Source organism: Glycomyces sp. TRM65418 (assembly GCF_019710475.1).
Classification (GTDB): Bacteria; Actinomycetota; Actinomycetes; order Mycobacteriales; family Micromonosporaceae; genus Glycomyces.
In genome coordinates this window covers 89684-111268 of the sequence record NZ_JAJFAX010000001.1, presented here as the reverse complement: position 1 = coordinate 111268, position 21585 = coordinate 89684, and the positions used below count along the sequence as shown (strand labels likewise).

General features: G+C 72.1%; 19 protein-coding genes. 15 read left to right on the top strand and 4 right to left on the bottom strand.

Features of this window, described 5'->3' with window-relative positions:
• Positions 1-122: 122 nt before the first annotated feature.
• The 6 genes from K3N28_RS00480 to tyrS all read left to right on the top strand — a co-directional run bounded on the left by K3N28_RS00480 (position 123) and on the right by tyrS (position 8605).
• Positions 123-2447: a glycoside hydrolase family 3 N-terminal domain-containing protein gene (locus K3N28_RS00480; RefSeq protein ID WP_228090513.1), complete on the top strand. Its 2325-nt coding sequence runs from the start codon at positions 123-125 to the stop codon at positions 2445-2447.
• Between the two features lie 56 nt (positions 2448-2503).
• Entirely contained in the window at positions 2504-3601 is a 1098-nt protein-coding gene (locus K3N28_RS00475; protein WP_228090512.1) for a Gfo/Idh/MocA family protein, read from the top strand.
• A gap of 34 nt (positions 3602-3635) precedes the next feature.
• Positions 3636-4547 carry a PmoA family protein gene (locus tag K3N28_RS00470; protein WP_228090511.1) on the top strand — a complete coding sequence of 304 codons (912 nt, stop codon included), beginning with the start codon at positions 3636-3638 and terminating at the stop codon, positions 4545-4547.
• Between the two features lie 2 nt (positions 4548-4549).
• Positions 4550-5269 (top strand): cupin domain-containing protein, encoded by a 720-nt coding sequence (locus K3N28_RS00465; RefSeq protein WP_228090510.1) that lies wholly within the window; start codon positions 4550-4552, stop codon positions 5267-5269.
• Between the two features lie 135 nt (positions 5270-5404).
• Positions 5405-7252, top strand: a complete 1848-nt coding sequence (locus K3N28_RS00460) for an RNB domain-containing ribonuclease (protein WP_228090509.1) — start codon at positions 5405-5407, stop codon at positions 7250-7252.
• 96 nt (positions 7253-7348) lie between these two features.
• Positions 7349-8605: a tyrosine--tRNA ligase gene (tyrS, locus tag K3N28_RS00455; RefSeq protein WP_228090508.1), complete on the top strand. Its 1257-nt coding sequence runs from the start codon at positions 7349-7351 to the stop codon at positions 8603-8605.
• Between the two features lie 46 nt (positions 8606-8651).
• Here tyrS and K3N28_RS00450 read toward each other — a convergent pair whose 3' ends face one another.
• On the bottom strand, positions 8652-9947 hold the full coding sequence (locus tag K3N28_RS00450) for a hypothetical protein (protein WP_228090507.1): 1296 nt from the start codon (positions 9945-9947) through the stop codon (positions 8652-8654).
• Between the two features lie 15 nt (positions 9948-9962).
• Between K3N28_RS00450 and K3N28_RS00445 the strand changes: the two genes are divergently transcribed.
• Positions 9963-10988: a hypothetical protein gene (locus K3N28_RS00445; protein WP_228090506.1), complete on the top strand. Its 1026-nt coding sequence runs from the start codon at positions 9963-9965 to the stop codon at positions 10986-10988.
• Positions 10963-12075 (top strand): HAD-IIA family hydrolase, encoded by a 1113-nt coding sequence (locus tag K3N28_RS00440; RefSeq protein WP_228090505.1) that lies wholly within the window; start codon positions 10963-10965, stop codon positions 12073-12075. Before K3N28_RS00445 ends, K3N28_RS00440 begins: the two co-directional genes overlap by 26 nt.
• A gap of 52 nt (positions 12076-12127) precedes the next feature.
• On the opposite strand, the gene K3N28_RS00435 is transcribed toward K3N28_RS00440, so the two are convergent.
• Both K3N28_RS00435 and K3N28_RS00430 read right to left on the bottom strand, forming a co-directional pair.
• Positions 12128-12475, bottom strand: coding sequence for an SCP2 sterol-binding domain-containing protein (locus K3N28_RS00435; RefSeq protein WP_228090504.1), 348 nt, complete (start codon positions 12473-12475; stop codon positions 12128-12130).
• Between the two features lie 233 nt (positions 12476-12708).
• A complete protein-coding gene (locus tag K3N28_RS00430) occupies positions 12709-13047 on the bottom strand; it encodes an SCP2 sterol-binding domain-containing protein (protein ID WP_228090503.1) in 339 nt (112 codons plus the stop codon).
• A 199-nt stretch (positions 13048-13246) separates the two neighbouring features.
• Here K3N28_RS00430 and K3N28_RS00425 point away from each other — a divergent pair, with 199 nt between their 5' ends.
• From K3N28_RS00425 to K3N28_RS00415, 3 genes are all read left to right on the top strand, one after another.
• Positions 13247-13801 (top strand): hypothetical protein, encoded by a 555-nt coding sequence (locus tag K3N28_RS00425; RefSeq protein ID WP_228090502.1) that lies wholly within the window; start codon positions 13247-13249, stop codon positions 13799-13801.
• A gap of 5 nt (positions 13802-13806) precedes the next feature.
• Positions 13807-14016, top strand: a complete 210-nt coding sequence (locus K3N28_RS00420; RefSeq protein ID WP_228090501.1) for a hypothetical protein — start codon at positions 13807-13809, stop codon at positions 14014-14016.
• Between the two features lie 76 nt (positions 14017-14092).
• A complete protein-coding gene (locus tag K3N28_RS00415; RefSeq protein WP_304608660.1) occupies positions 14093-14881 on the top strand; it encodes a TlyA family RNA methyltransferase in 789 nt (262 codons plus the stop codon).
• On the opposite strand, the gene K3N28_RS00410 is transcribed toward K3N28_RS00415, so the two are convergent.
• Positions 14878-16470: a GMC oxidoreductase gene (locus tag K3N28_RS00410; protein ID WP_228090500.1), complete on the bottom strand. Its 1593-nt coding sequence runs from the start codon at positions 16468-16470 to the stop codon at positions 14878-14880. The genes K3N28_RS00415 and K3N28_RS00410 overlap by 4 nt on opposite strands.
• Positions 16471-16694: 224 nt before the next feature.
• Between K3N28_RS00410 and K3N28_RS00405 the strand changes: the two genes are divergently transcribed.
• The 4 genes from K3N28_RS00405 (at position 16695) to K3N28_RS00390 (ending at position 21578) form a co-directional block, all read left to right on the top strand.
• The gene (locus tag K3N28_RS00405) at positions 16695-17594 is read left to right on the top strand and encodes an NAD kinase (RefSeq protein ID WP_228090499.1); all 900 of its coding nucleotides are present in this window, start codon (positions 16695-16697) and stop codon (positions 17592-17594) included.
• 47 nt (positions 17595-17641) lie between these two features.
• Positions 17642-19378, top strand: coding sequence for a DNA repair protein RecN (gene recN, locus K3N28_RS00400; protein WP_228090498.1), 1737 nt, complete (start codon positions 17642-17644; stop codon positions 19376-19378).
• Positions 19379-19470: 92 nt separating this feature from the next.
• Complete coding sequence (gene steA, locus K3N28_RS00395) at positions 19471-20652, top strand: putative cytokinetic ring protein SteA (protein ID WP_374209657.1); 1182 nt, start codon at positions 19471-19473, stop codon at positions 20650-20652.
• On the top strand, positions 20649-21578 hold the full coding sequence (locus K3N28_RS00390; RefSeq protein WP_228090496.1) for a copper transporter: 930 nt from the start codon (positions 20649-20651) through the stop codon (positions 21576-21578). Before steA ends, K3N28_RS00390 begins: the two co-directional genes overlap by 4 nt.
• Positions 21579-21585: the final 7 nt, after the last annotated feature.

The window sequence follows — 21585 nt, the reverse complement described above, 5'->3', positions numbered from 1 at the left end:
AGAAGTAGGCCGTCATCAATGTTATGGTGTGCGAACCTGTATCGAAAACGATCAGAAAAGTTTCAGAAACTATCGGCCGGCATCAGCACTGCCTGTGCCTCGGGCCGCTTGAGTGGAGCAGCATGGACACCGACACCCCCGCGGAAGCGGCCGAGAGGGCCGCCGGTCTGGTCAAGCGGATGACCCTCGAAGAGAAGTGCGCGCAGCTGTCGAGCCTGTGGCGGGGGGTCGACGCCGACGCCGGCGACATGGCCCCGCATCAGAGCGAGCAGACCGGCGGCGTCACCGAGGACGAGGCCGTCGCGCACGGACTGGGCCAGCTGACGCGCCCCTTCGGCTCGGCCCCCGTGGACGCCGCCGAAGGCGCCGCCAACCTCGCCTCGCTCCAGCGCCGCATCCGCTCCTCCAGCCGTTTCGGCATCGCCGCCCTCGCCCACGAGGAGTGCCTCACCGGCTTCATGGCCCGCGGCGCCACGATCTTCCCGACCGCGCTCGCCTGGGGCGCGACCTTCGACCCCGAACTCGTGGGCGCCATGGCCCGGCAGATCGGCGCCTCCATGCGCGCGGTCGGCGTCCATCAGGGACTCGCCCCCGTCCTCGACGTCGTCGCCGACTCCCGTTGGGGCCGCACCGAGGAGACGATGGGGGAGGACCCCTACCTCACCGGGATCCTCGGCACCGCTTATGTGGCGGGCCTCCAGGACGCCGGGATCATCGCCACCCTCAAGCACTTCGCCGGCTACTCCGCCTCACACGCCGCCCGCAACTTCGGACCGGTCTTCATGGGCGACCGGCAGTTCGCCGAGACCTATCTGACCCCCTTCGAGATGGCCGTGCGCATCGGCCGCGCCGGCTCCGTCATGCCCTCCTACGCGGCCAACGACGGCGTCCCCGCCCACGCCAACCCCCGCCTGCTCACCGGCATCCTGCGCGACGAGTGGGGCTTCGAGGGCACCATCGTCTCCGACTACTTCGGCGTCAACTTCCTGAACTCCCTCCACGGCGTCGCCGCCGACCGCTCGCACGCCGCCGTGCTGGCCCTGGGGAGCGGCCTCGACGTCGAACTGCCCAGTGTGGACTGCTACGGCGCGCCCCTGCGCGACGCGGTGGCCGCCGGGCAGATCGAGGAGGACGCGGTCGACCGCGCCGTCGAACGCGTCCTGACCCAGAAGATCAGTCTCGGCCTGCTCGAGGAGGTCGCCGAGGCCGACGGGCCCATCGACCTCGACCCGCCCGAGGCCCGCGCGCTCGCGGCCCAGGTGGCCCGCAGGTCGATCGTGCTGCTGTCGAACGACGGCACGCTGCCGCTGCGCGGCGAGCCGGGCCGGATCGCCCTGGTCGGCCCGGTCGCCGACGACAAGGCCGTCATGCTCGGCTGCTACGCCTTCCCCAACCACCACGGCCGCAACGACGCCGACGAGCTCGACCCCGACGACCCGTACCCGCACGTCGACATGGGCGTCGCCATCGACACGCTCGCCCGGTCGCTCGCCGCCTCGCTGCCCGGCGCGGCCGTCGAGCACGTCGCCGGGGGCACCGTCCTCGACGCCGCGGACGAGGAGATCGCCGCCGCCGCGAACGCCGCCGCCGCGGCCGACCTCGCCGTCGTCGCCGTCGGCGACCGCTCGGGCCTCTTCGGCCGCGGCACCTCCGGCGAGGGCTGCGACGCGCCCTCCCACGCCCTGCCGGGCCGCCAGGCGGAACTGCTCGAAGCGGTCCTCGACTCGGGCACCCCCACCGTGGTCGTCGTGATCTCCGGCCGCCCGTACGCGCTCGGCACGGCCCCCGACCGGGCCGCGGCGATCGTGCAGGCCTTCCTGCCCGGCCAGGAGGGCGCGGGCGCGATCAGCGCCGTGCTGACGGGCGCGGCCGAGCCCGCAGGGCGCCTGCCCGCGGGGGTCCCGGCACGCCCGGACTCGCCCCCCGCCACCTACCTCGGGCCCGAACTGGCCCGCCGCTCCTCGGTCTCCACGGTCGATCCCACGCCCCGCTACGTCTTCGGGCACGGCCTGTCCTACACCGAGTTCGCCTGGGACGCGCCGAGGCTGCTCTCCGGGCCGGAGGTCGGTCCGGAAGGGGCCGTCGAGACCGCCGTGCGCGTGCGCAACGCCGGTGACCGGCACGGCTCCGAGGTCGTGCAGCTGTACCTCCACGACCCGGTGGCCTCCGTGGTCCGGCCCGTGCAGCGCCTGGTCGGCTTCGCCCGGCTCGACCTCGGCCCCGGCGAGGCCCGCGAGGTCCGCTTCGCGATGCCGGTCGAGCTCGCCGCGTTCGTCGGCGGCGACGGCGGCTGGGTCGTCGAGGCCGGTCGGCTCGAACTGCGCCTGGCCCGGTCGGCCGCCGACGTGGCCGGCGCCGTCGAGGTCGAGGTGACGGGCACCCGCCGCCTGGAGCCGGGAACCCGTGCGTTGGAGACCCAGGTCACTGTCGAATCGGTCCTCGGCTAGTATTGTCAGCGAAGCCGGAAAGCGTTTACAGATCCTCCCCGGAGAAGGAGTCCACTGTGTCCTCCCCCTACCGCCTCGCCGTCGTCGGCACCGGCGGCATCGCCCACCTGCACGCCGAAGAGCTGCGTCGGCACTGCGAAGGCCGCATCGACCTCGTCGCGGCCGTCGACCCCGACACCGACCGCCTCGACGCGTTCCGGGAGCGGTTCGGCGTCGCGAACGGCTACGCCTCGATCGAGGAGCTCCTCGCCGCCGAGACGCTCGACCTCGTCGACCTCTGCACGCCGCCGGTGGCCCACGCTCCCGGGGCGATCGCCGCACTCGAAGCCGGCGTCGGCGTCGTCTGCGAGAAGCCCGCGGCCCTGAGTCTCGCCGAGTTCGACCGGATCGCCGCCGCCGCGGCCGCCTCGACGGCCGACTTCGCGCTCATCTCGCAGCACCGCTTCGGCTCGGCCGCCGAGCGGGTCCGCAACATGATGGCCTCCGGCGTGCTCGGCAAGCTCGCCGTCGGCAAGTGCGACACCCTCTGGTTCCGCGCCCCCGAGTACTTCGCGGTCGAATGGCGCGGACGCTGGGAGACCGAGGGCGGCGGCCCCACCATGGGCCACGGCATCCACCAGATCGACACGCTGCTCTCCCTCGTCGGCCCCTGGTCCGAAGTGGTCGCCACCGCGCACCGCCACCGCCGCGACACCAACACCGAGGACGTCTCCCACGCGATCGTCACCCTCGAGTCCGGCGCCTCGGTCGTCATCACCAACTCGCTGCTCAGCCCGCGCGAGGTCTCGCAGATCCGCCTCGACTTCGACAACGCCACCGTCGAGCTCGACCACCTCTACGGCTACGGCGACGACCACTGGTCGATCCACCCGCTCGAGTCCGCCGCCGAGGAGATCAAGCGCGCCTGGGACGGCGAACCGCGCGGCCAGGCCTCCGGCCACGGCGCCCAGTTCACCCGCATCGCCGACGCCCTCGACGGCAAGACCGCCCCGCCGGTCGGCATCGAGGACGCCCGCCGCACCCTCGAACTCCTCGCCGCGATCTACGCCTCCGCCTTCACCGGTGCGCGCGTCCGCGCCGGGGAGATCGACCCGACCTCGCCGTTCTACCAGCGCATGGACGGCTCAGGCGCCCCCTGGCCCGACCGCAAGTGACGCCCTTCCCGAACCAAGAGTGGAGAGAACACCGATGACGCTGCGACTCGACGACAATGGCACCGCGCTCTCGATCGCCAAGGGCGACCTGGAGATCCTGCGCTACGTCTACCGACCCGACAACGACCAGTTCGAATCACCCCGCCCCTACTTCGAGCCGCTGCGCGACCTCGCCGGGCACCAGGTGAGCCTGTACCGCCCGCACGACCACGTGTGGCACAAGGGCATCGCGCTGTCGCTGCCGAACGCCGGCCCCGAGAACTTCTGGGGCGGGCGCACCTTCCGCCGCGGCCTCGGCTACGTCGACGAGCAGAACGACGGCTCCATGGTCCACCAAGAGTTCACCGAGCTCGACGCGAACGCGGACGGCGTCAAGGCGGTCGAGCGCCTCGACTGGATCACCCAGGGAGGCCGCCACTTCTTCTCCGAGCGGCGCGCCTTCGCCGTCACCGTCCTCACCGACGACACGTGGGTCCTCTCGTTCTCGACCGCGTTCACCAACGACACCGACGACACGGTCGTCATGGGCAGCCCCACCACCGAGGGCCGCGAGAACGCCGGCTACGGCGGCCTCTTCTGGCGCGGACCGCGCTCCTTCACCGAGGGCCGCGTCTACACCGCCGACGGCGAGGGCGGCGACGAGCTCATGGGCGTTCGCGGGGACTGGCTGGCCTTCCGCGGCGCGCACGATTCCGTCGACGCCGCCTCGACCCTGGTCTTCACCGACCACCCCGAGAACCCCGGCGCGCCCGTCAAGTGGTTCGTCCGCTCGACCCCGTTCGCCGCGGTCTGCCCCGCGCCGTTCTTCGACACCGAGCTGCCGATGGCCCCCGGCGACACCGTGACGCTCCGCCACGCCGTCGCGATCTGCAACGGCGACACCGGCGTCGAAGGCGCGGCCAAGACCGCCGCGCTCGCCGCCGCCGAACTGGGCCGGCTGGGGTAGCGATGAGCGGCTTCCCCGGCGGCACCGCCGTCTCCATCGTCACCGCCTACGACTGGCCCACCGCGGACGGGCAGGCGGGAGGCAGCCCGCACCTGCACACCGCCTCCACCGAGGGCTACGTGGTCACCGCCGGCGCCGGAGCGGTCGAGACCCTCTCGGGGAACGGCTACGAGCGCCGCGACCTCGCCCGCGGGACCGTCCTGTGGTTCGCCCCCGGGACGGTCCACCGGATCGTGAACATCTCGGGCGACCTCGAACTCGTGGTGGTCATGCAGAACGCGGGCATCCCCGAAGCCGGGGACGCCGTGTTCACCTTCCCCGAGGCGACCCTCGCCGACCCGGAGGCGTACCAGGCGGCCGCCGCCGCACCGGCCGCGCCCGACCTCACGGAGACCGAACGCGGCGAGGCCGCCCGGGCCCGCCGCGACCTCGCCGTCGAGGGCTACCTCGCCCTGCGCGAACGCGTCGAGGCCGAAGGTCCCGCGGCCATGAAACCCTTGTGGGACAAGGCCGCTCAGCTCGTCGCCCACCGCACCGCCACCTGGCGGCAGCTGTGGGCCGACGGGCCGAAGGCCCAGGCCGACGCCACCGGCGCCCACCTGGACGCCCTCGCCGAGGCCGACGCGACCCACCTGTGCGACTCGCACGTCGGCAGCGGCGGCGACCCCGCCCGCAAATGGGGCATGTGCGGGCGCCTGGAGACCTGGGACCTGCGCCCCTGACCGACACCGCCGTCCGATCACGACCGGGCCGGGTGTTCACCATGTGAACGCCCGGCCCGCGACGCGCCCCGCGGCGTCCGGCGAGCGAACATGTGGCTGCGGTTACCATTGCGGCTGGACCACGAAGGAGCGCAGTTGGCCGACTACAACCCAGCCGAAACCGGGATCATGATCGACGCCGCGACCACCGTCGACCGCGACGACGCCATCTGGATCGAGGCCGACGGCGACGGCTTCGACGTCTGGGTCCACATCGCCCGCGTGGCCGACCACGTCCGCACCGGCGGCCGCGCCGACACCGAGGCCCACCGCCGCGTCCACACCCGCTACCGCACCGACCACACCAAGCACATGCTCCCCGCGCCGGTCGTCGAGGCCGCCTCGCTCGAACCCGACCGGGCCAACGACACCTTCGTGGTCCACTTGCGACTCGACGCCGCCGGACGCGTCATCACCGCCGAGATCGGCCCCGGCCGCCTCACCCGCTCCTGGGCCATGGCCCACGGCGAGGCCGCGGCCGCCGCGGGCGACCCCGCCCACCCCCTCCACGGCACCCTCGCGCTCGCCCTGCGCTTCGCCCAGACCATGCTCGCCGCCCGCCGCAACGCCGGCGCCCTCGCCTTCTACGACCTGCTCTCCGGCTTCGCCACCAACGAGGAGGGCCAGCTCGTCCGCCTCGACAGCGCCGAACGCAACTCCGGCTACATCATCGTGCAGGAGTTCATGATCGCCGCCAACGCGCAGATCGCCGCGTGGGCCGTCAGCCGGGACCTGCCGATCCTGTTCCGCAACCACCGCCTCGCCGCCGTCGCCGGCGACCCCGCCGAACTGCGCGACGAACTCGACTCGATCGCCGCCACCGGCGACAACGCCGCCTTCGAGATGCTCCGCACCCGTATGCGCATGATCGCCCGCGCCGCCACCTACGCGCCCACCGTCCACGGCCACCACGGCCTCCAACTGCCCGCGTACACCCACGCCACCAGCCCCATCCGCCGCTACCCCGACCTGGTCACCCAGCGGATCCTCCTCGCGGCCGCCCTCGGCCACCCCAGCCCCTACGCCTTCGACGACCTGAGCGCCATCGCGACGCACGTCAACGAACGCGTCGAGGAGGAACGCCGTGCCAAGGCCGAGTACTTCAAGCAGAAGGCCCACGAGCAGACCGCGCGGCAGATGGAGGCCGCCGACTTCGCCGCCCTGCCCTACAAGCAGTTCGCCCGCGTCCTCCAATACGCGATCGAACGCGGCGAGACCCCCGCCGGACTCGCCGAGGACGCCGCCCGCCGCTTCGACCGCCGCGAACTCCAGCTCCGCGAGTTCGCCTCGGTCTACCTCTACGGGCAGGGCGAGTTCGCGCCGCTGCGCGAGCGCATGAACCGGCAGCTCGCCCGCGAGCCCCAGCAGGCCCAGTCGATCGTCAACGTCTACCTCCAGGACCGCCTCGGCGGCCCGGTCAGCAACGACACGCACGTCCGGTGGACCGTCGAGGACGCCCCCGGCTACGAAGGCCCGCTCTTCGCCGCCCAGGTCGCCATCCACTGCGACGGCGAAGCGATCGAATCCCCCAAGCGCCTGCAGCGCAGCAAGAAAGACGCCCGGAACCAGGCCGCGCTGGCCCTCGTCGCCCACCTCGCCGGCCTCCCCGACCCCTCGGGCGACGCCGACGCGGCGCCCCGCGCCGAACCCTCGCGCAAGCTCCTCGTCGACGCCGCCGTCAACCCCGCCGAAGCCGTCCAGATCTACGCCGCCCGAGGCGTCGTCGAACGCCTCGCCTGGGATTTCACGACCGAGGGGCCCGCGCACGAGCGGACCTTCATCTGCCGCGCCGAAGGCCGCATGCGCGGCACCGGCGACGCCGTCGCGGCCGAGGGCACCGGCCCCACCAAGCAGGCGTCGAAGATCGCCGCCGCACTGGAGCTGCGCGTCCAGATCGAGGTCGCGCTCGCGCTGGGTCAGACGGGCCGCCCGGCGAACGCCTGACCGCGGGTCGGGCCCCGCGCGGCGGCGCGGTTGAGCCGGACCACGTGACGGCGGCGACCGCGAAAAGCGTTTCGGCCGCTAAGGCACAATGAAGCCGTGCATATTCTCGACGACTTCGCCTGGCGCGGCCTCATCCAGGACTCGACCGGCACCGATGCGATCCGCGAGCACATCGACGCCGGTCAGGTGACCTTCTACGTGGGCTTCGACCCCACGGCCGTCAGCCTGCACGTCGGCCACCTCATGCAGGTGCTCACCGCCCGCCGCCTGCAGCTCGCCGGGCTGCGCCCGCTGCTGCTCGTGGGCGGCGCGACCGGCCAGATCGGCGACCCCAAGGAGACCGCCGAACGCACCCTGAACTCGCCCGAGACCGTCGCCGGCTGGGTCGAGAAGATCCGCGCCCAGCTCGCGCCCTTCGTCTCCTACGACGGCGAGAACGGCGCGGTCGCGGTGAACAACCTCGACTGGACCTCCGAGCTGAACGTCATCGACTTCCTGCGCGACGTCGGCAAGCACTTCCCGGTCTCGAAGATGCTCGCGCGCGAGGTCGTCAAGGCCCGCCTGGAGTCCGGCATCTCCTTCACCGAGTTCTCCTACCAGCTCCTCCAGTCGAACGACTTCTTCGAGCTGCACCGCCGCCACGGCTGCACCCTCCAGTTCGGAGGATCGGACCAGTGGGGCAACATCACCGCAGGCGTCGACTACATCCGCCGCCGCGCGGGCGAGCACGTGCACGCCTTCGTCACCCCCCTCGTGACCAAGGCGGACGGCACCAAGTTCGGCAAGACCGAGGGCGGCGCGGTCTGGCTCGACCCCGAGCTGACCAGTCCGTACGCGTTCTACCAGTTCTGGATCAATGCCGGCGACGCCGACGTGGTGCGCTACCTCAAGTACTTCTCGTTCAAGTCGCACGAGGAGATCGAGGAACTGGAGCGGGCCACCGCGGAGAAGCCCGCCGCGCGCCTCGCGCAGAAGGCCCTCGCCGAGGAGCTGACCGCGCTGCTGCACGGCGAGGAGGAGACCGCGCACGTCATCGCCGCCTCCCAGGCACTGTTCGGTCGCGGGGAGCTCGCGGACCTGCCCGAACCGACGCTGCGCGCGGCGCTGGCGGAGGCCGGCCTGGCCGAGATCACCAAGCCCGGCATCACCGTGGCCGAGGCGATGAAGGAGTCCGGCGTGGTCGCGAGCCTGGGCGAGGCCCGTCGCGCGGCGAAGGAGGGCGGGGCCTACCTGAACAACGTGCGGGTGAGCGATCCCGGCACGGTCGTCGACCCCTCTGACCTGCTCCACGGCAAGTACGGAGTGATCCGGCGCGGCAAGAAGACCGTCGCCGGGTTCGAGGTCGTCAGCTGAGGCATACACTTGGTTGGTTTTGTCGCGGTGAATAGAGGGGGAGAATTTAGTGGCTGAAGACGGCCGCGCCCGCAAGGGTGAAGATGACCGACGAGGCGGCTACGGCCGTCGCGAGGGCGGCGGCTACGGCGACCGTTCGGGCCGAGGCGGCTACAACCGCGACGACCGGGGCGGAGAACGCCGGGGCGGCTACGGCCGCAGTGAAGGCCGCGACGACCGCCCGCGTCGCGACGGCGACGACCGCCCGCGCCGCTTTGAAGGCAACCGTGACGACCGCCCGCGCCGCGACGGCGACAGCCGCGGCGGTTACAACCGTGACGACCGCCCGCGTCGCGATGGCGACGGCCGCTCCGGCGGTTACCGTGACAACCGCGGCGGCTACAACCGCGACGACCGGCCCCGCCGCGACGGCGACGGCCGCAGCGGCGGTTACCGTGACAACCGCGGTGGCGGGTACAACCGCGACGACCGCCCGCGTCGCGATGGCGACGGCCGCTCCGGCGGTTACCGTGACAACCGCGGTGGCGGGTACAACCGTGACGACCGGCCCCGCCGCGACGGTGACAGCCGCGGCGGCTACAACCGCGACGACCGTGGGCCGCGCCGCTACGACGACCGCCCGCGTCGCGACGGCGACGGCCGCTCCGGCGGCTACCGCGACAACCGCGGCGGCGGGTACAACCGCGACGACCGGGGCGGCCAGCGCAGCTTCAACCGCGATGACCGGCCGCGCCGCGAGGGTGACGACCGCGGACCGCGTCGCTTTGAAGGCAACCGTGACGACCGCCCGCGTCGCGACGGCGACGGCCGCTCCGGCGGCTACCGCGACAACCGCGGCGGCGGGTACAACCGCGACGACCGGGGCGGCCAGCGCAGCTTCAACCGTGACGACCGGCCGCGCCGCGAGGGTGACGACCGCGGACCGCGTCGCTTTGAAGGCAACCGTGACGACCGCCCGCGCCGCGACGGCGACAGCCGCGGTGGCTACAACCGCGACGACCGCGGCGGCCAGCGCAGCTTCAACCGCGACGACCGCGGCCCCCGCCGGTTCGAGGGCGACCGCGACGACCGGCCCCGCCGCGAGGGCGACGACCGTCCGCGTCGTTTCGAAGGCAACCGTGACGACCGGCCGCGCCGTGACAGCGACCGCCCGCGCCGCGACGGCGACGGCCGCAGCGGCGGTTACAAGCGCGACGACCGGGGAGGCCCGCGCCGCTCCGACCGTGACGACCGCGGCCCTCGCCGCTTCGAGGACCGGGGCGACGACCGCTTCGGCCGCGACGGCAAGGAACGCCGGGGCAAGGACAACCTGCGTCCGCTCGAAGAGCGCGAGGCCGGCCACGAGGGCCCGATCCGCATGGGCGAGTCCGACGAGGCGCCCGACCTGCCCGAGGGTCTCGAGTACGGCTTCGACCAGCTCGACAAGGAGACCAAGGCCGGTCTCCGCAGCCTGAACAAGCAGCTCGCGGAGGCCGTCGGCAACCGTCTCATCGCCGCCGCGGCCCTCCTGGCCGAGGACGACGTGGAAGGCGCGCTCGAACAGGCCCGCTACGCCCGCCGCAAAGCCTCCCGCGTGGCCATCGTCCGCGAGGTCACCGGTGTGGCCGCCTACGGTGCCGAGGAGTGGCAGCTCGCCGTCAACGAGCTGCGCGCCGCGCAGCGCCTCGGCGGCACGCACGACCACGTGGCGCTCATCGCCGACTGCGAACGAGCCCTGGGGCATCCCGAGCGCGCGATCGACCTCTACCGCGAGTACGGCAGCGACGAGAGCGTCGACCCCGAAGTCCGGGTCGAGCTGCTCATCGTGGCCTCCGGAGCCCGCCGGGACATGGGCATGGGCGAGGCCGCGACCGCGATGCTCAAGGTCGGCGGCCTCAACTCGCCGAAGACGGAACCGTGGGTCGCGCGTCTGCGCTACGCCTACGCCGAGGGCCTGCTGGCCGACGGCCGCGAGGACGAGGCCCGCGAATGGCTCTCGAAGGCCGTCGCGGCCGACGAGACCGGCGAGACCGGCGCCGCCGAGCGGCTGCTCGAACTCGAGGGCATCGTCGTCGAGGAGTACGACGAAGACGACGAGTTCGACGACGATGAGGACGACTTCGAGGACGACGAGGACTCGGACGACGACCGCGATCCGCAGACCGACGCTCACACCGAGGGCGAAGCCGACGCGATCGACGAAGACGACGACTTCGACGAGGACGATGAGGACGACGACTTCGAAGGTGAAGACGACGAGGACCTCGACGACGAAGGCGAAGAAGCGGACGAGGAGCCGGAGGCCGACGTCAAGGGCGACGTGAGTGCCGCGACCGCCTCTCCGAAAGACGAAGCGGCCCCCGACGCTGAGGAGTCCCATGACCCGACTGAAAGGCGCCCCTGAGGCACTCGCCGGCGCCTATGACCTGGCGCTGCTCGACCTCGACGGCGTCGTCTACCTGCTCAGCCAGCCGATCCCGGAAGCGGCCGCGACCATCGCGGCCCTTCCGGGCCTCGACTGCGAACCGGTGTTCGTCACCAACAACGCCTCCCGCAGTCCCGAGACCGTGGCCGAGGCGCTGCGCGGCATGGACATCCCCGCCGAGCCGGGGGAGGTGCTCACCTCCGCGCAGGTGGTCGCCTCCGGCATCCTGGAGCGGATCGGCAAGGGCGGCACGGTCCTCGTGGCCGGTTCCCCGGCCCTCCGCGCCGCCGTGGCCGACGTGGGGCTCGAACCCGTGGAGGATCCGAAGACCGCCCAGGCGGCGGCCTTCGGCATCACCCCGGAGACCACCTGGCGCTCGCTCGCGGACTTGACGATCGCGGTCCGCAACGGCGCCTACTGGGCCACTTCGAATCTGGACGCGACGCTGCCCACCCCGGACGGTCCGCTGCCGGGTACGGGCGCGCTCGTGGGCGCGGTGGCGACCGCGCTCGGGCGCGGCCCCGACTTCGTGGCAGGGAAGCCCGAGCAGCCGATCTACCAGGCCGCCTTGGCGCGCCGGCCGGGCGGCCGGGCGATCATGGTCGGCGACCGCCCCGACTCGGACATCGAGGGCGCCAACCGGGCCGGGCTCGACTCGCTGCTGGTCTTCACCGGCGTGGCCTCGCCGCGCCTGGCGCTGGCGCTGGCGCCCGAGCAGCGGCCGACCTACCTCGGCTGGAGCCTCGCCGCGCTGACCGAGCCGCACCCCGCGCCCGACTGGAACGAGGCGGTGAACCGCGTCGACTGCGGCGGTTGGACGGCGGCCCTGGACGGCGAGGACATCCGCCTCAGCGGCCAGGGCGCCGAACTGGACGCCTGGCGGGCGCTGTGCGAACTGAGCTGGGCCGCGGCCGATATGGCCGGCTACGACCCCGCGCGTCCCCCGATCCCGGTCGGCGCGGCCGCGGAGAAACTCTTGGCGAACTTACGGTTGCCAGTCGCCGCCGACGCCGGCGGACGAGCAAGAAGCCCGGACTGCGGCAGTCCGGGCTTCCTCGTCTGTTGAGGCGTCGGGCTTGCGGGCCGCCACGCCTCGGGGTGTTGCGACTTGGTGAGGGCTAGTCGACCTTGAGGGCCTTGCGCAGCTTCGCGAGGTCCTTCATGGAGGCCTTGACCTTGATCTTGCCGGTCAGGAACGCCTTGGCGGGCTTGAGTTCCTTCTTCGACAGGGCGATCAGGTCGTCGGAGGCGATCAGGACGCGGACCTCGGCGTCGGGGGCGTCGCCGTCGAGCAGGTCGGTCAGCTTGCCGCCCGCGAGCTTGGCGCTGAACGTCTGGCCCAGGTCGGTGATCTCCACGGCCAGCGTGCGTTCGAAGCTGTCCTCGAGGTCGAACTCACCGGACTTCTTGGCGACCTTGCCCGCCATCTTCTCCAGCACATTGCGGCATTCGTCAACAGTGGCCATACGGTCCTCCCGGGTAGTTCTCTGAGCTCCGAAGCACTCGACTGTGCTTGATCGGCTGGGCAGAGATTACAACGTGCCCTGGATGCCGTTGCGTCCGACCGGGAGGCATTTGACCTTCGGGAGGCGGAAGGGCGCGGGACGAGCCTCACGGCCCGCGCCCGCGCACCCTACGTGCAGCACGAACTGCAAGCGGCCCTGTGCGAACCGAAGGCGTGAGCGCGCCGTTCAGCGCCCTACAGGACGCCCCGCAGCTTCATGAGGTCCATCATGTTCGCCTTGATCTTGACCTGCCCCGAGGTGAAGGCCTTCATGAAGTCGAGTTCCCCGGCGACGAGCTTGACGAGATCGTCGGAGCCGACGATCATGCGGATGTCCGCGTCGGGGTTGTCGCCGTCGGTGATGTCGACCAGCTTGCCCTGCTCGAATTTCCCGTTGAAGGACACGCCGAGGTCGGTGATGTCCGCGGCGAGGCTGCGCTGGAAGCCGGTGAGCTTCTTCACCGACTTCGGGTTCGAGGCGAGGTTGGCTGCGAACTGCTCGAGCGCGGTCCGGCATTCGTCGATGGTGGCCATGGGCCCTCCTGTTTCGGTCGGCGGGGACGCGGCGTCGCGCCCTTCGGAAATGTTACCGGCCAGTACGGCCGCTCGGTCGAGGCCGGTCACGGGTAGCTTGGCAGTACCGTTGACCGCAGGACCAATATATGGCTCGCAACCACCGCCAAGCCTGGACGCCGTCCGCGAACTTGGCAGACTCTGGAAGGAGTGGGACCCCATGACGGACTCCGCCCGCACCTACTTCGACACCTTCATGAGCCTGGCCGGCCCCGCCCGCCGCGCCCGCCACTTCGCCGGGAAGGTCCGCGAGGACCTGCGCGCGGGCACCGAGGGCCTCAAATCCGGGGCCGAGCAGGCGCGCGAGCACGGCACGCGCACCGCCTCCGACATCGGCCGCCTCATCCGCGCCGAGTTCGACGCGAGCCTCACGCGCATCGGCGTCGCGACCCAGGCCGACCTCGAAGACCTCAACCTCCGCCTCGAGCACTCCGAAGAGCAGATCCGCGACCTGCGCCTCCGCCTCGCCGAAGCCGAGGCGCGCGCCGCCGCCGAGCCCGACGACGAGGGACTGGAGCGCCCCGCACCGGGAGCCGCCGCCGAGCCCGACGAGGGGGACCTCGAGCGTCCCGCGCCCGGCGCCGGCGCCGAGCCGGACGGCGAGGAACCGCAGCGTCCCGCGCCCGGCCCTGCCGGCGCGGAGCCGACCGACGACGAGGAACCGCAGCGTCCCGCGCCCGGCGCCGGCGCGACGGGGCCGAACGGCCGGGAGTAGGACGCATGACCGACACGCCGAACCCGGGGGCCCTCGCCGACCGCCTGAAACCCCAGGACCCGGTCATCGAAGCCGACGACTACCAAGGCGCGGTCGAGGAGGCTCTCGGCCGACTCGAAGCCCTGCCCGACCTGCCCGTCACCGACCACGTCAGCGTCTTCGAAGGCGTCCAGCAGCGCCTCTCCGAGATCCTCAGCAACGTCGACGACGTCTGACGCCGCTATCGACCGCCCGGCGCCCGGCGAAGCCGCGGGCCGACCGACAACCCAGTAGAAAGCCCGCCACCGCGCCATGCCGACGCGCTACCGACTCGACGCCGAACTCGTGCGCCGCAAGATCGCCCGCTCCCGCGAGCACGCCCGCGAACTCATCGCGGCCGGCCGCGTCCACCTGCGCGGCGTCCCCGCCACCAAGGCCGCCACGAGCGTCACCGGCGACGACTCCATCCGCCTCGTCGGCGACGTGGACGACTACGTCTCCCGCGGCGCCCACAAGCTCATCGGGGCCCTCGACGCGTTCGACGTCGACCCCAAGGGCCTGCGCGTCCTCGACGCCGGAGCCTCCACCGGCGGCTTCACCGACGTCCTCGTGCGCCGCGGCGCGGCCGAAGTCCTCGCCGTCGACGTCGGCTACGGCCAGCTCGCCTGGAAGCTCCAGACCGACGAGCGCGTCGTCGTCCACGACCGCACCAACGTCCGCCACCTCACCCCCGGGCAGCTCGGCGGGCCCGTGGACCTCACCGTCGGCGACCTCTCGTTCATCTCCCTCGAACTCGTCCTGCCCGCGCTGGCGGCGTGCACGAAACCCGAAGGCATGATGCTGCCGATGGTCAAGCCGCAGTTCGAGGTCGGCAAGGGCCAGGTCGGCGCCGGCGGGGTCGTGGCCGACCCGGCGCGGCGGGCCGACGCCGTGTGGGGCGTGATCGAGAAGGCCGGACGGCTCGGCTGGACCACCACCGGCGTGGTCGCCAGCCCGCTGCCCGGCCCGAAGGGGAACGTCGAGTTCTTCTGCCGCATGGTCCACGGCGGTGAGCCCGTCGGCCGCGCCGAGGTCGACGCGGCCTGCGGCGTCACGGCTTAGAAGTCCGCGGCGATGATCGCCTCCAGGTTCCGCTCGGCCAGCGCCGTGATCGTGACCAGCGGGTTCACCCCGAGCGACCCGGGGATGAGCGAGGAGTCGGTGACGTAGAGGCGGTCGTAGCCGTTGAGCCGCCCGTACGCGTCGGTGGCCTCGCCGAGCACGCAGCCGCCGAGCGGGTGGTAGCAGAAGTCGTCCGCGAAGGCCCGGTCGTCGCCGAACAGGTCGTAGCGGTACGAGGTGCCGTGCTTCCTGTTGATGCGGTCGAACATCGACTTCGCGGCCTCGGTGCTCGGCCGCGACTGCTCGGCGCTCCAGTGGAGCCGGGCCGAGTCGGTGGCGGCGTCGTACGTGAAATGGCCGCGCTCGGGGTTGTCGGTGATCGCCAGGTAGAGGCTGATCCACGTCTCGATCCCGGCCGGGAGCGGCGCGAGCTCGGCGAAGACCCTCGCCTCGGGGTTGTCCCAGTCGTCGATGCCCATCACGGGAATCGTGGACTGCTTGAGGCCGGTGGGGTGCCAGGGCTGGTTCGCGCGGGCGGTCATGACGTTGCCGTTGGGCCCCCAGCCGGAGCCGACGGCCTCGTCGAGGTCGGGGAGCGCGCCGGTGTCGCGGGCGCGCAGGAGCAGTTCGGTGGTGCCGAGGCTCCCGGCGCCGAGGAACAGGTGGCGGCAGGTGTACCGCTTGGTCTCGATGAGCTCGTTCGCGTCGTCGCGGTGCTCGACCGTCAGCGCGTAGTTCCCGTCGGCGTCCCGTTCGACGGCGCGCACCTGGTGGCGGGCGGCGATGGTGACCTTGCCCGTGGCCAGCGCCGACGCCAGGTAGGTCTTGTCGAGGCTCATCTTGCCGTGGTTGTTGCCGTAGATGACCTCGCCGGCCAGGGCCGACTTGGGCGCGGTCCCGGCCGCTTCGCGCTCCATGTGGGCGAAGTCGTAGACGTCGGGGACGAAGACGGTCTTGAGCCCGGCGGCCTCGGCCTGGGCGGCGGCGACGCGGCTGAACCGGTAGTACGGGGTGGAGGCGTAGAAGTCGGGGTCGATGGTGTTGACCTGGAGTTCGGCTTGCGCGAGCGGGAAGTACCGGTCGAACATCTCGTCCGCGTCGACGCCGGGGAGGACCTCCGCGAAGTAGTCGCGGCGCGGGACGACGGCCATGCCGCCGTTGACGAGCGAGCCGCCGCCGACGCCGCGACCGACGTAGACGGACATGTCCTCGTAGTTGACGCGGTCGAGCACGCCCGGGTAGGGGTCGATGTCCCGGTTGACGACGTCGAGCCACAGCAGGGTCGACAGGGGCGCTTCGGTGCGGCGCTTGAACCACATGCTCCGCTCGTCGGGGGCGGTCATGGTGCAGAAGACCTTGCCGTCCTCTCCAGGCTCGTTCCACAGGCGCCCCATCTCCAGGACGAGGGTCTCGACGCCGGCCTCGCCGAGGCGCAGGGCCGAGACGGCGGCGCCGTAGCCGGAGCCGACGACGATGGCGGGGACGTGCGCGCCGGCCGCGGCGGCGGCCCGCGGGCCGACCGTGGCGAGTCCGGCCGCCGCGGCGGCGGTGAGGGCCGAGTAGCCGAGGATCTGTCGGCGAGTTGCCATGCGGTGCTCCAATGTGATCGAGTGGTGTTTGGGACACATTGTGCCCCAATGGAACCCATCTGGACAGGCCGCAGAGCGGGCGAAACCGGCCGGCGGTCGGCTCGGCGCTCGGCCGCCGGGATCCGCCTGCTGCAACCGTTATCCTCGGTATGCTCTCCGATACGGCGGGTAAGCCCGCCTGGAGTACAGTTCGAGGCCCTGAAGCCGTCAGTGAAGGAGCGCGAGTGGGGTCGCAGCAGAAGCCGAGCCGCGTCTTGGTGGTCACCCATCCGCTCCGGAAGGACGTCGCCGAACTCGCCGAGAAGCTCGCCGCCGCGCTGCGCGGCGCCGGCGTGGCGGTGCGGATCCTCAGCGGCGAAGTCCGCTCGCTCCTGCAGCCCGACGCGCTCGTGATCGACCACGAGGCGACCAGCGCCACCGCCGACCTCGTGCTCGCCCTCGGCGGCGACGGCACCGTGCTGCGCTCGGCCAAGATGGCCGCCGAGGCCGACGTCCCGCTGCTCGGCGTCAACTTCGGCAAGGTCGGCTTCCTCGCCGAGGCCGAGACCGGCGAACTGGAGACCGTGGTCACCCGCCTGCTCGACGGCGAGTACACCGTCGAGGAGCGCACCGCGCTGGCGGTCGAGGCCGTCGGCACCGACGGCGAGCCGAGGAACTCCTGGGCCTTCAACGACATCGCGGTCGAAAAAGCCGAGCCCGCCCGCATGCTGGAGGTCTTCATCGAGATCGACGGCACCCGGATCTCCCGCTACGGCGCCGACGGGGTCGTGGTCGCCTCGCCGACCGGTTCGACCGCGCACGCGATGTCCGCGGGCGGCCCGGTCGTCTGGCCCGATGTGGACGCCCTGGTCGTCGTGCCCATGAACGCGCACGCGCTGTTCGCCAAGCCCATGGTCGTGCACTCCTCTTCGGAGATCCGCATCGGCGTCGAGTCGGTCGGCACGGAGGGGGCGCTCATCGCCGACGGCAAGGAGCTCACGCGGTTGACCGCGGGAGGGACCGTCACGATCCGCCGCTCGAAGCGGCCGGTGAAGCTGGTGCGCATGTCGGGCCAGCCGTTCGCGTCCCGGCTGGTGTCGAAACTCTCGCTGCCCGTTGACGGTTGGCGTCACGGCAGAATCTAGTTCGCGCCGAGCGGCGGTTGTCGGACCAAGGGGATAGGCTTCGAGGCGTGTTGGAGGAGCTTCGCATCCAGAACCTGGGCGTGATCGCTGACGCCACCTTGCCGCTCGCTTCCGGTCTGACCTGTATCACCGGTGAGACCGGGGCCGGGAAGACCATGGTCGTCGCCGGTCTGGGGTTGCTGTTCGGCGGTCGTGCCTCCCGCGCCCCCCTCGGCGCGGACCGAGCCCTTGTCGAGGGCCGCTTCGCCGTGGGCGAGGCCGCCCTCGAACTGCGTGAACGCGCCATCGAGGCGGGCGCCGACCTGGAGGACGGCGAGCTGCTCCTGGCGCGCTCGGTGTCCTCGGAGGGCCGCTCGAAGGCCTGGGTCGGCGGCCGTGGAGCACCCGTGGGCGTCCTCGCCGAACTCGGCGAGCTCGCCATCTCGGTGCACGGCCAGGCCGACCAGATGCGCCTGCTCCAGCCCGCCGAGCAGCGGGCCGCGCTCGACCGCTTCGCCGGGGCCGACCACGGCAAGATCCTCGACGCCTACCGCGCCGTCTACACCGAGCTCGGCGCGTGCACCGCCGAGCTGTCCCGCCTCCGCACCAGCGCCCGCGAGATGGCCCGCGAGGCCGACATGCTCCGCCTGGGCGTCGACGAGATCGCCGCCGTCGACCCGCAGGAGGGCGAGGACGCCGAACTCGCCGAAGAGGCCCGCCGCCTGGAGAACGCCGAGGCCCTGCGCCTGGCCGCCGCCACCGCGCACGGCGCGATCACCGGCGACCCGACCACCGGCGACGGCGGCGCGACCGACATCGTCGGGGCCGCCGCGCGCGCCCTGGAGCACGACGCCCACTCCGACCCCAAGCTCGCCGAGTTCGCCGAGCGGCTCGCCGAGGCCGGCGCCCTCCTCGCCGAGGCGGCCGTGGACCTGTCCTCCTACCTCGACGACCTCGCGGCCGACCCGCAGCGGCTGGAGGAGATCTACCAGCGCCAGGCGGCTCTGAAGACCCTGTACCGCAAGTACGCCGAGGACCTCCCCGGCGTGCTGGCCTGGGCCCAGAACGCCCAGAAGCGCCTGGTGGAGCTCGACGTCTCCGACGAGCGCGTGGTGGAACTGGAGTCCCAGCACGCGGAGCTGACCGCCCGCGCCGCCGAGCTGGCCGCCCAGCTGCGCGCCTCGCGCCGCGCCGCCGCCGAGCGCTTCTCCGCGGCGGTCTCCGCCGAGCTCAAGAACCTCGCGATGCCGCACGCCGAGGTCTCGGCCGCGGTCGAGCCGCGTCCTGCCGGGCGCGGCGGCCTCGACCTGGCCGTGGAGACGGCGGTCTCCGGCGCGACCGAGGACGGCGCCGACGAGGTCGAACTGCTGCTGCGGCCCCACCCGGGATCGCAGCCCGCGGCCCTCCACAAAGGCGCTTCCGGCGGTGAGCTCTCCCGCGTCATGCTCGCGATCGAAGTGGTCTTCGCCGAGATCGGCGGCCCGCCGGTCCTGGTCTTCGACGAGGTCGACGCGGGGGTCGGCGGCCGCGCCGCCGTCGAGATCGGCCGCTGCCTCGCCAAGCTCGCCCGCCGCCACCAGGTCCTGGTCGTCACGCACCTGCCGCAGGTGGCCGCGTTCGCCGACCGCCACCTCGTGGTGTCGAAGGACACGTCCGGCGCGGTCACGGTCTCCGGGGTGCGCGTCGTGGACGACGCCGAACGGGCGCGTGAGCTTGCTCGCATGCTCGCCGGGATGCCCGACTCCCACCTGGGGGTGGCCCACGCTGAAGAGCTGCTGGCCGAGGCTGCGAAGATGAAGGCCTGACAGTGGACCCGCACATGCGGGTCGTAGCGGCGCGCCGTCGCCTCGGCGCGCGCGATCGGATGGCATGATGATGCACGATGCGTGTACCTAGCTTGCGTTTGCCCGGGCGGAACTCGGAGGGCGACTCCTCCGAGGGTCGACTCGTCGGCACCGCCCGACTCGACCGCCGCACCAAGCGGCTGTGCGGCCGGCTCGAACCCGGCGACATTGCGATCATCGACCACGTCGACCTCGACCGGGTCGCCGCCGACACCCTCGTCGGCACCGGCGTGCCCGTGGTCGTGAACGCCGCCAAGTCGATCTCCGGCCGTTACCCGAACCTCGGTCCCGAAGTGCTCGTCAAGGCCGGGATCATCCTCGTCGACGGCGTCGGCGAGGAGATCTTCGACAAGGTCCGCGAAGGCAAGACCGTCGCCGTCGACGGCGGCCGGATCTACCTGGGCGACACCCTGATCGGCGAGGGCGAGGTCCAGACCGAGGACTCCGTGGCCGCCGACATGGAGGCCGCCAAGGAGGGCCTGTCGGTCCAACTGGAGGCCTTCGCGGCCAACACGATGGAGTACCTCAAGCGCGAGCGGGACCTCCTGCTCGACGGCGTGGGCGTGCCCGACGTGCGGACCTCGTTCAACGGCCGCCACGCCCTCATCGTGATCCGCGGCTACAACTACAAAGAGGACATCGACGTCCTGCGGCCCTACATCCGCGAGTTCAAGCCCGTGCTCGTCGGCGTCGACGGCGGCGCGGACGCGCTCCTGGAGGCCGGCTACACGCCCGACATGATCGTCGGCGACATGGACTCGGTCTCCGACGACGCCCTGCGCTGCGGCGCGGAGATCGTCGTCCACGCCTACGCCGACGGGCGCGCCCCCGGCATGGAGCGCATGGACCGCCTCGGGGTCCCCGCGATCCCGTTCCCCGCCGCCGCCACGTCCGAGGACATCGCCATGCTCATGGCCGACGAGAAGGGCGCCGAGCTCATCTGCGCCGTCGGCACCCACGTCACCATGGTCGAGTTCCTCGACAAGGGACGCGGCGGCATGGCCTCGACCTTCCTCACCCGCCTGCGCGTCGGCGGGAAGCTCGTGGACGCCAAGGGCGTCTCGCGCCTGTACCGCCAGGACATGTCGATCTCCGCCCTGCTCCTGCTGATCGTCTCCGGCCTCGCCGCCATGGCCACCGCCGTCGCCATCTCCACCGTCGGACGCTCGTTCGTCGACGTCATCGCCGACTGGTGGGACGGCGTGCTCTTCCAGATCCAAAGGCTGTTCTCGTGATCAACTTCCGCTACCACCTGGTGAGCCTCACCGCGGTGTTCCTCGCCCTCACCGTGGGCCTCATCCTGGGCACCGCCGCGCTCAACGGGCCCGCCTTGGAGGCGTTCCAGCAGACCATCCAGAGTCTGCGCGACGGCAACGAGCAGCTGCGCGCCGAGGTCAAGGAGCTCGAAGACCAGCTCGGTGAGGACCAGGCCTTCGCGGCCGAGATCGCTCCCGCCTACCTGGCCGACACGCTCACCGGCAAGAGCATCGTCGTCGTCGCCCTCCCCGGCGCCGACACCGCGGTGGTCGACGGCGCGGTCGAGATGCTCGGCTACTCCGGGGCCACCGTCACCGGCCGCATCTCGGTCCTCGACGACTTCTTCGACCCCGCCAACACCGACGCCCTCGGCGACCTCGTCGAGCGGACCACCCCCGACACCCTGCAGCCCCCCGTCACCTACGACGGCGCGACCGCGATGAGCTACGTGCTCGCGGCCGTCATGACCGGCGAGGCCGACGGCGCGACCGTCGAGATCGCCCCGGGCGACATCACCACCGTCACCGCCGGCCTCAACGGGATGTCCATGCTCACCGTCGAGACCGCGCCCACGGGCGTCGCCGACGGCGTCCTCATCCTCGCCGGGCCCGGCTCCACCGACTCCGACGCCGAGGACCGCAACGCCGGCATGGTCGCCTTCGCCAACGCGTTCGCCGCCGACGACCCCACGGTGTACGCCGCCACGACCTCCACCGGCGACGGCAACCCGATCGCGACCCTCCGCGCCGAGTACACCGAGACCATCGCCACAGTCGACACCGCCGGGACCCCCCAGGGTCAGATCGCCGCCGTCGCCGCCCTCGCGGACTTCGTGAACAACAACGTCGTCAACCATCTCGGTATCGGGGAGGGCGCTTCAGACCTGCTTCCCGAGGCGGCCTAGTATCGCG

Bases quoted from the DNA above. Each gene is read 5' to 3' on its own strand.
- K3N28_RS00480 (WP_228090513.1), top strand. From the start codon at position 123: ATGGACACCGACACCCCCGCGGAAGCGGCCGAGAGGGCCGCCGGTCTG.
- K3N28_RS00470 (WP_228090511.1), top strand. From the start codon at position 3,636: ATGACGCTGCGACTCGACGACAATGGCACCGCGCTCTCGATCGCCAAG.
- K3N28_RS00465 (WP_228090510.1), top strand. From the start codon at position 4,550: ATGAGCGGCTTCCCCGGCGGCACCGCCGTCTCCATCGTCACCGCCTAC.
- K3N28_RS00445 (WP_228090506.1), top strand. From the start codon at position 9,963: ATGGGCGAGTCCGACGAGGCGCCCGACCTGCCCGAGGGTCTCGAGTAC.
- K3N28_RS00440 (WP_228090505.1), top strand. From the start codon at position 10,963: ATGACCCGACTGAAAGGCGCCCCTGAGGCACTCGCCGGCGCCTATGAC.
- K3N28_RS00435 (WP_228090504.1), bottom strand. From the start codon at position 12,475: ATGGCCACTGTTGACGAATGCCGCAATGTGCTGGAGAAGATGGCGGGC.
- K3N28_RS00430 (WP_228090503.1), bottom strand. From the start codon at position 13,047: ATGGCCACCATCGACGAATGCCGGACCGCGCTCGAGCAGTTCGCAGCC.
- K3N28_RS00425 (WP_228090502.1), top strand. From the start codon at position 13,247: ATGACGGACTCCGCCCGCACCTACTTCGACACCTTCATGAGCCTGGCC.
- K3N28_RS00420 (WP_228090501.1), top strand. From the start codon at position 13,807: ATGACCGACACGCCGAACCCGGGGGCCCTCGCCGACCGCCTGAAACCC.
- K3N28_RS00415 (WP_304608660.1), top strand. From the start codon at position 14,093: ATGCCGACGCGCTACCGACTCGACGCCGAACTCGTGCGCCGCAAGATC.
- K3N28_RS00410 (WP_228090500.1), bottom strand. From the start codon at position 16,470: ATGGCAACTCGCCGACAGATCCTCGGCTACTCGGCCCTCACCGCCGCC.